Source organism: Yimella radicis, from assembly GCF_054778255.1.
On the sequence record NZ_BAAGZR010000009.1, the window covers coordinates 386,421 to 398,492 of the forward strand.

9 protein-coding genes and 1 tRNA gene are annotated in these 12,072 nt (G+C 67.4%); 1 reads left to right on the plus strand and 9 read right to left on the minus strand.

Annotation, left to right across the window (positions count from 1 at the left end; translation table 11 throughout):
* From paaC to ACYU8W_RS08950, 6 genes are all read right to left on the minus strand, one after another.
* Nucleotides 1-780, minus strand: coding sequence for a 1,2-phenylacetyl-CoA epoxidase subunit PaaC (gene paaC, locus ACYU8W_RS08925; RefSeq protein ID WP_499468395.1), 780 nt, complete (start codon nt 778-780; stop codon nt 1-3).
* Nucleotides 780-1,076: a 1,2-phenylacetyl-CoA epoxidase subunit PaaB gene (gene paaB, locus ACYU8W_RS08930; protein ID WP_129624937.1), complete on the minus strand. Its 297-nt coding sequence runs from the start codon at nt 1,074-1,076 to the stop codon at nt 780-782. The genes paaC and paaB overlap by 1 nt, the downstream gene beginning before the upstream one ends.
* A complete protein-coding gene (gene paaA / locus ACYU8W_RS08935) occupies nt 1,073-2,113 on the minus strand; it encodes a 1,2-phenylacetyl-CoA epoxidase subunit PaaA (protein WP_499468397.1) in 1,041 nt (346 codons plus the stop codon). The genes paaB and paaA overlap by 4 nt, the downstream gene beginning before the upstream one ends.
* Before the next feature lie 60 nt (nt 2,114-2,173).
* Nucleotides 2,174-3,946: a selenocysteine-specific translation elongation factor gene (gene selB / locus ACYU8W_RS08940; RefSeq protein ID WP_499468399.1), complete on the minus strand. Its 1,773-nt coding sequence runs from the start codon at nt 3,944-3,946 to the stop codon at nt 2,174-2,176.
* Nucleotides 3,946-5,241 carry an L-seryl-tRNA(Sec) selenium transferase gene (gene selA, locus ACYU8W_RS08945; protein WP_499468401.1) on the minus strand — a complete coding sequence of 432 codons (1,296 nt, stop codon included), beginning with the start codon at nt 5,239-5,241 and terminating at the stop codon, nt 3,946-3,948. The genes selB and selA overlap by 1 nt, the downstream gene beginning before the upstream one ends.
* Before the next feature lie 26 nt (nt 5,242-5,267).
* Nucleotides 5,268-5,363: transfer RNA gene (locus tag ACYU8W_RS08950), tRNA-Sec, on the minus strand.
* 83 nt (nt 5,364-5,446) lie between these two features.
* Between ACYU8W_RS08950 and selD the strand changes: the two genes are divergently transcribed.
* Complete coding sequence (selD, locus tag ACYU8W_RS08955) at nt 5,447-6,442, plus strand: selenide, water dikinase SelD (protein WP_499468403.1); 996 nt, start codon at nt 5,447-5,449, stop codon at nt 6,440-6,442.
* 139 nt (nt 6,443-6,581) lie between these two features.
* On the opposite strand, the gene nrfD is transcribed toward selD, so the two are convergent.
* The 3 genes from nrfD to fdh are packed head-to-tail and all read right to left on the minus strand — an operon-like array spanning nt 6,582 to nt 12,020.
* Nucleotides 6,582-7,682 (minus strand): NrfD/PsrC family molybdoenzyme membrane anchor subunit, encoded by a 1,101-nt coding sequence (gene nrfD / locus ACYU8W_RS08960; protein ID WP_499468405.1) that lies wholly within the window; start codon nt 7,680-7,682, stop codon nt 6,582-6,584.
* Complete coding sequence (locus ACYU8W_RS08965) at nt 7,679-8,644, minus strand: 4Fe-4S dicluster domain-containing protein (protein ID WP_499468407.1); 966 nt, start codon at nt 8,642-8,644, stop codon at nt 7,679-7,681. Before ACYU8W_RS08965 ends, nrfD begins: the two co-directional genes overlap by 4 nt.
* Nucleotides 8,645-8,648: 4 nt before the next feature.
* The gene (gene fdh, locus ACYU8W_RS08970; RefSeq protein ID WP_499468409.1) at nt 8,649-12,020 is read right to left on the minus strand and encodes a formate dehydrogenase; all 3,372 of its coding nucleotides are present in this window, start codon (nt 12,018-12,020) and stop codon (nt 8,649-8,651) included.
* Nucleotides 12,021-12,072 lie beyond the last annotated feature (52 nt).

The window sequence follows — 12,072 nt, forward strand, 5'->3', positions numbered from 1 at the left end:
TCACCATGTGGTGGCGTCCGGGTGCAAGCGGTGGATGTGCTGCATCTCGGCCAGCAGGTAGCCCATCGCCTCGGAGTGCACACCGGTGCGCCCGCCACGTGCGGCGAAACGGGCCGAGTCGACGTACTCCAGGGTCGCTTCGTCGGTCACGGAGCGAACGTACGCGGTTGTCTTTTCACGCAGCGACGACGGCAGGACGCCGACGCCGGATTCTGCTGCGGCAGAGGCGGATTCGGAGTCGTCGAAGAGTTCGGCCACATACGGAGCTACCGCTTCGAGACCGTCCCGCATCCGCTCGTGCGACTCCTGCGTGCCGTCGCCGAGACGCAGCACCCACTGGGTGGCGTGGTCGCGGTGGTAGGTGACCTCCTTGATGGCCTTGCGAGCCACGCCGGCAACGACTTCGTCCGTGCTGTTCACGAGTGCGCAGTACAACTCGAACTGGTAGGCGGAGAACCAGAGCAGCCGTGCCATCTCGAAACCGAAGTCGCCGCGAGGGCGCTCGACGAGGTGGACGTTGCGGAACTCGCGTTCGTCCCGCAGGTAGGCCAGAGCGTCCTCGTCGCGGCCGGTGCCGTCGACCTGGCCGGCGCGGGTGAGCAGCGCGCGCGCCTGACCGAGCTGGTCGAGCGCGATGTTGCCGAGCGCCATGTCCTCCTCGATCTGCGGAGCACGCGAGACCCACTCCCCCAGACGCTGGGTGTAGATCAAGGCATCATCCGCCAGGCCGAGCAGGTAGTCAGCGATCGTCGAATCCGTTTGCACGGCAACCTTTTCCATCACAGGTACTCGACATCCTTGGGAACGTCGTAGAACGTCGGGTGCCGGTAGACCTTGTCGACCGCCGGGTCGAAGAAACTGTCGCGCTCGTCCGGGCTGGACGCGCTGATGTCGCAGGCCTTCACCACCCAGACGGAAACGCCCTCCTGGCGACGGGTGTAGAGGTCACGGGCGTTGCGCAGCGCCATCTCCTCGTCCGGTGCGTGCAACGAACCGGCGTGCACATGTGAAAGGCCACGCTTGCTGCGGACGAACACCTCGTACAGCGGCCATTCGCGCTTGTCGACATCGGTCATGCCACTGCTCCCTGCGTTCGTGCCTGCTGCTTGTCCGCGTACGCGGTGGCGGCTTCGCGCACCCACGCACCCTCTTCGTGCGCGGTGACCCGGTGGTTCATCCGCTGCTCGTTGCATGGGCCGTCGCCCTTGAGCACGCGCCAGAACTCGTCCCAGTCGATCGGACCGAAGTCGTAATGGCCGCGCTCCTCGTTCCACTTCAGGTCGGGGTCGGGCAGTTCGATGCCGAGCTTCTGCGCCTGCGGCACGGTCATGTCGACGAACTTCTGACGCAGTTCGTCGTTGGCGAAGCGCTTGATGCCCCAGGCCATCGACTGCGCGGTGCGGCCCTCGTTGGCATGCTCACCGGTGTCAGGCGGCCCGAACATCATCAGCGCCGGCCACCACCAGCGGTTCGCAGCATCCTGCACCATCGCCTTCTGACGCTCGGTGCCCTGCGACATCGTGTACAGCGACTCGAAGCCCTGGCGCTGGTGGAAGGACTCCTCCTTGCAGACGCGGATCATCGCGCGGGCGTACGGACCGTAGGAGCAGCGGCACAGCGGCACCTGGTTCATGATCGCGGCGCCGTCGACCAGCCAGCCGATCGCACCCACGTCGGCCCAGGACACCGTCGGGTAGTTGAAGATCGAGGAGTACTTCTGCCGACCCGAGTGCAGCTTGTCGAGCAGCTCGCTGCGATCGACACCGAGCGTCTCGGCTGCGGAGTACAGGTACAAACCGTGACCCGCCTCGTCCTGCACCTTCGCGATGAGAATCGCCTTGCGCCGCAACGACGGAGCGCGGGTGATCCAGTTGCCCTCCGGCTGCATGCCGATGATCTCCGAGTGGGCGTGCTGGGCGATCTGGCGGATGAGCGTCTGGCGGTACTCCTGCGGCATCGCGTCACGCGGCTCGATGCGAAGGTCCGCGTCGATCAGGTCGTCGAAATCGCCGCCGTCACCACGCTGGGTGGCGGTGTCGAGCACGTCGTCCAGACCGCCGCCCTCGGCTGCGTTCAGGGCCTCGTCGGGGTCACCGAAGTCGTTGCCGTACATACCGTCCAGTGTGACCCGTATTACACCGAATTGCAACTGTGCACGAAGGTGTCACATCGGTCACCGGACCACGTGCCGTGCGCCGTCGGCGTCCCGGCAGGTCCAACCCTTGGCGTCGAGGAGTTCCAGCAGCGGAATCACGACGCGCCGTGAGGACCCGAGCGCCTGTCGGGCCTGACTGGCGGTGAAGGGTTGATCGAGCGTCGCGAGGGTCCCCATGGCAAGCGCCGGTGCGGTGGGCAGCAGCACGACACCCTCTGCGATCCGGATGATCCGGCCTGCCCGTTCGGCTGCGGCGAGCTGTCGGACGCCGAGCCCCCAGTCGCTGAGCTGTTCCGCGGTCGGCGCCTCGAACGGCGTGCCCTTCAGGTGAGTCTCCAGGGCAGCGACGGCCGGCTCGAGCGCTCCGAGACCGGCGTCGCCTGCGCAAATGCGTCCGGCGCTCACCGTCAGACCGGACTTCTGCGCCAGCGGGCCGAGCAGGGCGACGTCGGGAAGACCGAGACGATCCTTCGCGGCCGCCACGGTGAGGCCGGCACTGAGTGGGTCGCTGCGCCGGTCAGTCTCGACGGCCCCCCGCAAACGCTCGGCCCATCGATCCCATGCCGCTGCGTCCACCCACCAGACGTCGACGGACAGCACGCCCGTCGGTGGTTCAGACACGTAGAAGCCGAGCTGTCGGAGGTGTTCCGGACGCACCGTCGCGCGCCGCTTCACCTCCGTGGCGCAGTCGCCATCGGTCGGACGTTCGGCGAGCGCTTCGGCGAGCTGCCTGGCAGCACCTCTGCGCCGCAACGGCATCGGTTCCGGATCGATGATCTGTACTCCCGCGACGATGCGGCGCCCTGGATCACGTAGCACCATCCGGTCGCCGAGGGTGAGCGGAAGCGGACGCTCCAGTACGAGCCGAGCATGATCGTCGCCCAGCGGCCGGACGTGGACGGGTACCGCAGCGGTCCCGAGGTGCGCGACCAGATGCTCCGGCGCTTCCCGCAGGCTTTCACCACTGACCCGTCGGACGTCGATGGTGTCGATCGCGCGCCACGCGCCCGGAGTGACGAGCGCGTCGCCGCGACCGACGTCGTCGTGGGACACCCCTCGCAGGTTCAGCGCAACACGGCTGACCGGCCCGACGCGCTCCAGCGACTCCCCCGAACTCTCGATGCCGCGGACCGACATCGACCCTGCTTTCTTGCCGAGCAGCTCCAGGTGGTCGCCATGCGCGACAGCGCCGGCGGGCAATGTTCCGGTGACGACGGTGCCGGCGCCCTTCACGGTGAACGAGCGATCGACCCAGAACCTGACTCGCGACGTCGGATCCGGTTCTGGAAGTTCGTGGATCAGTGTTGCGAGGGCTGATCGCAATTCGTCGAGACCGTCGCCGGTGCGCGCGCTGACGGCCACTGCGGCGGCGTTCGCCAGCCCGGTACTCGCCAACTCCGTTCTGGCCTGGGCGATCACGTCCTGCACAGAGTCCGGAGCCAGGTCGGATTTGGTCACGACGACCAGGCCGCGATCGATACCGAGCGCCCCGACCACGTCCCGATGATCACTGGACTGTGCCTGCCAACCGGAGTCGGCGGCCACCACGAACATCACCACCGGCGCCGGACCGAGGCCGGCGAGCATGTTGGCGATGAATCGTTGATGACCGGGCACATCGACGAACGCAAGCTTGGCGCCGGATGCCGTTGTGGTGAAGGCGAATCCGAGGTCGATGGTGAGACCGCGGCGCTTCTCCTGCGCCCAGCGGTCGGGATCGGTGCCGGTCAGTGCACGCACCAGCGCGCTCTTGCCGTGGTCGACATGACCAGCGGTGGCGACGACGTACATCAGGAACCGAGCGCGGCTCGAAGTGCGTCGAGCACACGGGTGTCGTCCTGCTCGGGAACGCATCGCAGATCGAGCAGGCAGGCTCCGTCGTGTACCCGCGTCAGGATCGCCGGGTCACCGGTGCGCAGCAGTGCAGCGACCTTCTCCGGTAGATGAATCGCCCACCCTGACAACGCAACTCCGGGTGCTCCCCCGCCACCCACGCGTCCGTCGTGCGGCACGACCTGCACGCCGAGCGGCCCAGCGATTGCCTCGGCACGCTTCCTGAGCTGGGCGGCGTCCGCGTGCAAGTACTGGCTGACCGGAGGCGTCGGCCCGGCGAGGGTCGCTTCCAGCGCGGCCAGGGTGAGTTTGTCGACCCGGACGGCCCGGGCCAGCGGGTGCTTCGCCAGCCGCTCGACGAGCTCGGCTTTGCCCAGCAGGATGCCTGCCTGCGGCCCCCCGAGCAGTTTGTCGCCGCTGGCGATGACGAGGTCGGCCCCGTCGGTCAGAGCAGTCGACGCGTCAGGTTCGTGGGGCAAGGTCGGGTCCGGCGCCAGTAGGCCGCTGCCCAGGTCATGGACGATTGGGAGTTCGCCCACCGCAGAGCGCAGTTCGGCCACGTCCGCCGACCGGGTGAAGCCGTGAACCCGGAAGTTGCTCGGGTGCACCTTGAGGATGCACCCGGTCTCTTCGCTGATCGCATCGACGTAATCGGCCACCGAGGTGCGGTTGGTCGTGCCGACCTCACAAAGACGCGCACCGGCGGACTCGATGAGGTCGGGCAGCCGGAACCCGGCTCCGATCTCGATGAACTCACCCCGACTGAGGATGACCTTCTTGCCGGCAGCGAGGGCCGTGGTGGCAAGGACGAGCGCCGCTGCTCCGTTGTTCACCACGAGCGCGGCCTCAGCCACCGGGCACGCGTCGAGCAGTGCGTCCCGGGCTGCGGTGCCCCGCTTGGACCGGACGCCGGCAGCGAGATCCATCTCCACATCGACGTAACCGCTCGCCTGCTGCACCGCAGCGGCGGCTGCCGGGGACAACGGGGCTCGGCCGAGATTGGTGTGGACGACGACCCCGGTCGCGTTGATGACCGGAGTCAGTCGCGAAGGTCGTTCTGCGGAAAGGCGATCCGACAACTCGGGCTCGACCGATTCCGGTGCGATATCACCTCGGCGAGCCCGCGCGAGGACGTCCTGGACGACTTGTTGGATGCGTCCCTCCGCCAGGCACGTCCGTGCGTCCTGCGCCGCAGCAGAGGTGAGGAGTGCGTCGGTGCGCGGGATACGGCTGCGCGGATCGTCCGTGCTCACTCGCCCTCCCCGAACCCTGAAACGTGTGGCGGAGGCGGACGGGAATCGAACCCGCCAGCCCGAGATACTCGGACTCGCCGGTTTTGAAGACCGGGGGGCCCACCAGGAACCCTGACGCCTCCGCGGACAACCTAACCGAAAGTCCGCATGACTCGCGGGTCAGGTCACTCCTTCTGCGGACACCTGGTGTCCATACAGTGACGGAATGGCGATCGACCGCAACGACTATCGGCTCACCGACTACACCCATGGCGGCGGGTGTGCCTGCAAGATCCCGCCCGGCGAGCTCGAGGACGCCGTCCGCGACCTGGTCGGCCGGCGAGGCGATGACATCCTGGTCGGCATCGATGCCGGCGACGACGCAGCTGCTGTCCGCGTGCGCGACGACCTCGCGGTGCTCTCGACCGCCGACTTCTTCACCCCCGTCGTCAACGACGCGTACGACTGGGGACGCATCGCCGCCGCCAACGCACTGTCGGACGTGTACGCCATGGGTGGGCGACCGGTCGTTGCCATCAACCTGGTCGGTTGGCCACGCGACGTGCTGCCGATGGAATTGCTGACCGAGGTGCTCCGCGGCGGTCTTGCAGTCGCGGACGAAGCCGGCTGCCCGGTGCTCGGCGGACACAGCGTCGACGATCCGGAGCCGAAGTACGGTATGGCGGTCACCGGCGTCGCCGACCCGAAACGGTTGCTACGCAACGACGCTGCCCGCGCCGGCCTACCGATCACCTTGACCAAGCCGATCGGCGTCGGACTGTTGAACAACCGGCACAAGGCCACCGGCGAGGTCTTCGCGCAGGCCATCGAGTTGATGACCACGCTGAACCGGGATGCGTCGGTTGCCGCGGTGGACGCCGGTCTCGAAGCCGCCACCGATGTCACGGGGTTCGGGTTGCTCGGACATCTGCACAAGATGATGCGCGGGTCCGGTGTCGGTGCCGTGATCGAACGCGCGGCAGTGCCGGCGGTCGATGGTGCACTGGACGCGTTGCGCGACGGGTTCGTGTCGGGCGGGACGCGACGGAACCTGGACTGGGTCCGTCCGCATCTGTCGGTCGGTTCGGGCGTGAGTGAGGACGACCTGCTGTTCCTGGCGGACGCGCAGACGTCCGGCGGGTTGTTGGTCGTCGGGGAGTTGCCCGGCCACCCGGTGATCGGGCGCACCGTGGACGGCGCGGGCATCGAGATCATCGCTTGACCCCCACCTGACCCTCGCCCGAAGTGAGGCAACTGTTGCGAGTCCCGGGAGCGCAACAGTTGCAGTCAAGGTGCGAGACTTCGCGAAGTTTCGCGTCCCGCACGCAACAGCGGCGAGTACCAGCGAAGCAACGGTCAGGTCAGCGGGCGGTCGTGATCGAGTCGTCGGTGATGCCCTGGGCCCGACGGGCGGCGAGGCGGCGCTTCTGCGGCTCGATGGTGTACCTCGGGTCCTTGGCAGACTCGATGCCGGCCTCGAACACGCCGAAGCGGGTCAGCGCCGACGCGGTCAACAACGCCGCTCCGGAGACGACCGCGATCGGACGAAGTCGTCCACCGATCAGGGCGCCGACGCCGCCGGCGACGGCGAGGCGTTCGGCCCACCGCAGCATCTTGCCCGGATTGCCCTGATGCAGCGTCTCCACGACGGTCGGGTCCATCGAGTGCTCCAACACCTTCATGTTCACCACGTCGCCGACGACGCCGAGCGCTGCCAACATGCGCACCGGACCGGTCTCGGACGCCGGGGTCGTGATCATCGCCAAGCCCGACGCAGCAAGAGTCGCCGAACTGACGAACACGAACGGAAGGTACTTGCGGGCGTCGTTCCAGGTTGGATTCGCGGTGTCCGACAACAGAACTGCGGTGTACGAGGCAAGCGGCGGCGAAAACAACGCCGCTTCGAAACCGGAGAACGGTTCGACCCAGCGCAGCGCCGGGCGCAGCGGCCCGAACGGCAATCGGTCGGCGGTCAGGCGGTCGATCTCGGCGACCGCTGCCACGCCGGCACCGACGCTGTAACCGGTGAGGATCCACGAGCCCATGCTCATCGGCGAGGTCACCTTGAAGGTGCGCAGCATGTTGTAGAACCGGTCGGGACGACCGAGGTCCTTCACCAGCGCTGCGCCGCCGAGGCTGATCGCGGCCAAGCCACCCAGACGTGCGTTGCGGCGCAGCAGTTCGCGACCGGTCAACTGAGCGGCGAAGGCGATCAGACCGGATCCACCGGCGACTCCACCGAGGAACAGGTAGGCCGGCACCTCGTGGCCCCAGGGCGGCGGCTTCACGACGGGTCGCCCGTAGTACGAGGTGAACTCGACATCGGGCACCATCAGCATCTCGCGCGCACCGTCGCCGCCGTCGCGCCACCCACGGGCACGCCTGCGGACCGCGCCACCGATCTTGTCGCGGCGCCGCTTGCGGGGCGGCTCCGGCGGCCGGTAACTGTCGAAGTCGCTCATAGGCCACTCGCGAACGCGACCGCCGTTGCCGCGATCATGCCGACAGCCGCCACGGTCGCACGGCGGTACATCGAGTTGAGGTCTGCGGTCGGCACCCGCGGGTCGGGCGGCAACCCGTAGACCTCGGGTTCGTCCAGCAGCAGGAACACCGATCCGATGCCGCCGACGCCGTCGTTCTCGTTCGCGCCGTACAGACGTGCCTCGGTGCGACCCTCGGCGTGCAACTGCGCGACGCGCTCCTGGGCGGTCTCGACCATGTCGTCGTGATCGCCGAACTTGATGGACGTGGTCGGGCACGTCTTCGCACACGCCGGCGTCTGGTCGTCGAGCAGCCGGTCGTAACAGAGCGTGCACTTCTGCGCGACGCCGCTGTTCTTGACGTGCTTGCCCCGCTGCGTGCGCGGAGCGGCCGTGCCGTCACGACGCCGTTCGACGACACCGAACGGACACCCGGCGACACACGTGCCGCAACCGTTGCAGACATCGTCCTGGACGACGACCGTGCCGAACTCGGTGCGGAACAAAGCACCCGTCGGGCAGACGTCAAGACACCCGGCGTGGGTGCAGTGCTTACAGACGTCGGACGCCATCAGCCAGCGGAACTCAGGGGTGTCCGCAGGTGTGGGGTCGGGTTCGGGTGCCACGGGTGCGCCGACCTTCGGCATGCCCAACGACACGAGTTGTCGACCCGACTCGCGGGCCTGCTCGATGTCGGCCTTGCCTTGCTCGATGAACGCGACGTGGCGCCAGGTGTCAGCACTCAGTTCGCCGGTGTTGTCGTAGGAGGAGTCCAACAGCTTGAAGTCGCCGTCGGCGGGGTTGTGATTCCACTCCTTGCACGCCACCTCGCACGCCTTGCAGCCGATGCAGATCGAGGTGTCGGTGAAGAAGCCCTTGCGCTCCTCGTGCGTGTGCCAGTGGGCGTCGGCGGTGGGATCGGTCGGCCCGGAGAACTGTCCCATCAGCTCAGCCCTCCTTCTCGTTCGAACTTTTCTGCGAACCCTGCGAATCGTGTTGCCCCGGAGCGCTTTCGTCCTGGTCGCTGTCCTGCGGATCCGGGTTCACGGTCTCGTGCACCCGATCGGTGATGCGCAGGTTGTCGGTCTCCAGGTCGGTGCCCGAGCGAGCCTGGTAGGAACGCACCAGGTCCATCACTGCGGCTCCGGTCGGCCGACGTCCGGGACGGATGTCGCACAGTCCCGCCTTGGACCCCTGGATCTGGGTGTTCGGATCGAGCGCAAGACCGATGAGGTCGTTGGCGGCGTCACCGCTGACCAGCGCCTCGTTGCCGACGCCCCAGTGGTAGGGCAGCCCGATCTGGTGGACCGTACGACCACCGACCTGCAGCGGTGTCATCCGGTCGGTGACCAGCACCCGCGCCTCGATCGCCGCGCGCGCGGAGATGATCGTCGCCCAGCCGTAGGCCTCCAGCCCGACCTCCTGCGCAAGTTGCGGTGACACCTCGCAGAACATCTCCGGCTGCAGTTCGGACAGGAACGACAGGAAACGGCTCATGCCGCCCGCGGTGTGGTGCTCGGTCAACCGGTAGGTCGTGAACACGTACGGATACACCTGCGACGCAGCGGCACTCGGCGCCTGCACGTTGTCGTCCCGCGCGATGATCACACGCGTCGGACTGCCCTGCTGCGGGTACAGCGCGTTGGTCACAGGCGACTCCGGCGGCTCGTAGTGCGTCGGGATCGGGCCGTCGACCAGACCGTTGGGTGCGTACAGCCATCCCTTGCCGTCGGCCTGCATGACGAACGGGTCATCGCCCGAAAGGCCTTGTGGCCCACCGATACCCGCGTCCGGACGCGTACCCGGCGCGAGGTCGTCCGGGAAGTCCGGGATGTCGTCGCCGACCCACCTGCCCTGCTCGGCGTCCCACCACAGGTACTTCTTGCGTTCGCTCCACGGCTTGCCGTCGGGGTCGGCGGACGCGCGGTTGTACAGGATGCGGCGGTTCGCCGGCCAGGCCCAGCCCCACTCGGACTGCGCGGGCTTGGGACCGCCGTGCGGCACCCGATCGGCGGCGTGGTTGATGCCGTCGGCGTACACGCCCGCATAAATCCAGCAGCCGCAGATCGTCGAGCCGTCGTTCTTCAGCTCGGTGTAGGCGTTGATCGGCTTGCCGGCGTTCGGGCCCGTCACGTAGCGACCGTTGATCTCGGCCAGCACCGCTTCGGAGTCGGTCTCGCCGTGCGCGTCCTTCGGGTAGTCCCAGGTGAGATCGAGCAACGGGCGGTCGCGCTCGTCGGTCGAGTCGGCGAGCCTGGCGCGGATACGAACTCCGAGTTCGTGGAAGAACTCCAACTCGCTCTGCGACTGCCCCGGTGGCTGCACCGCTTGGTGACGCCACTGCAGCAGGCGCTGGGTCTGCGTGAACGACCCCGCCTTCTCCACGTGGGTCGCGGCCGGCATGAAGAAGACCTCGGTCTCGATGTCCTCGGTGCGCATTTCGCCCGAGGCGATCTCGGGGCCGTCCTTCCACCAGGTTGCGGACTCGATCATCTGCAGGTCACGCACGACCAGCCACTTCAGGCGGGCCATCCCGAACCGCTGCATGCGTCCGTTGGCCGAGCCGACCGCAGGGTTCTGACCGAGGATGAAGTAGCCGTCGACCTGGTCGGCGAGCATGTTCTGCACCGTCTGGTAGGTGCCGGCCGGCCCGTCGAGACGGGGCAGATAGTCGTAGGCGAAGTCGTTCTCCTTCGTCGCCGCATCGCCCCACCACGCTTTGAGGAGGCTGATGAGGTACTCGTCGGCGTTGGCCCAGTAGCCCTTCTCCGACTTGCTGTGAACGCTTGTCAGGTAGTCGTTCAACGTGTCCTGCTTGCCCGCGAACGGCATCGGCAGGTAACCCGGCAACAGGTTGAACAACGTCGGGATGTCGGTCGAGCCCTGGATGCTCGCGTGACCGCGCAGCGCCATGATGCCGCCACCCGGACGACCCATGTTGCCCAGCAGCAACTGCAGCACCGATGCGCAACGGATGAACTGGGCGCCGAGCGTGTGCTGGGTCCAGCCGGTGGCGTACGCGAAGCAGGTCGTGCGCTCGCGACCGGAGTTCTCGGTGATCGCCTTCGCGAGGTACTCGAAGTCGGCGGCCGTGATGCCACAGACGTCCTGCACCATCTCGGGGGTGTAGCGGGCGTAGTGCCGCTTGAGGATCTGGAAGATCGTGCGCGGGTGCTGGAGTGTTTCGTCACGAAGCGGCTGGCTCGTGCCCGTGTTCGCGCCACCGGAACCGAGCTGATCACCGGCCGCGCGAGCGGATGCCTGCGCGCCGTGCTCCTTGCCCGCCGCTCCCTGGGAGTCAGGCTCACCCTGCTCGTAGGCCCAGGTCTTCGGGTCGTACTTGCCGGTTTCGGGGTCGAAACCGGAGAACAGGCCGCCGAGGTCCTCGGTGTCGCGGAACTCCTCGTTCACCAGCGTCGCGGCGTTGGTGTAGGCGACCACGTACTCCTCGAACCACAGATCGTTGCTGAGCACATAGTTGATCAGCCCACCGAGCAGGGCGACATCGGAGCCGGCACGGATCGGTACGTGCTTGTCGGCGACGGCACCGGTACGCGTGAAACGCGGATCGACATGGATGACCCTCGCACCTCGCGCCTTCGCCTCGGCAACCCACTGGAACCCCACCGGGTGTGCTTCGGCCATGTTGCCGCCTTGCAGCACGATGCAATCGGAGTTGGCCATGTCCTGCAGCGATTGGGTGGCGCCGCCGCGCCCGAACGAAGCTCCCAGACCGGGAACCGTGGCGGAGTGTCAAATACGAGCTTGGTTCTCGATCTGGATCGCGCCGGCCGCGGTGAACAACTTCTTGATGAGGTAGTTCTCCTCGTTGTCCAACGTGGCTCCGCCGAGCGAGGCGATGCCCATCGTTCGCCGCAGTGGACGGCCTTGGTCGTCGTGGTCCTGCCAGCCGCGTCGACGGGCATTGATGAAGCGTTCGGCGATCATGTCGATCGCGGTGTCGCGGTCCAGTTCGGACCAGTCCTTCGCGCGCGGCGCGCGGTACAGAACCTTGGTCTGTCGGTCGGGTGAGTTGACCAGTTGCTCGCTGGCAGATCCCTTGGGACACAGGCGTCCCCGCGAGATCGGCGAGTCGGGATCGCCCTCGATCTGGACGACGCGTTCGTCCTTGACGTAGACCTTCTGGCCACAACCGACGGCGCAGTACGGGCAGATGCTCTGGACGACGCGGTCGGCGGTCGCGGTGCGGGGCTGCAGTGATCGGGTGGTGGGCGAGGTGGCGGCCGGGCCACGACCGAACAGGTCGCCCGAACGCGCCTGCCGGACGACCGGCCAGTCCAGGGGACTCCACGACGCCATGAGAGCCACTCTAATCACGTCGGTGCAAGGTCGTGGGACCAGCGCGCGACCA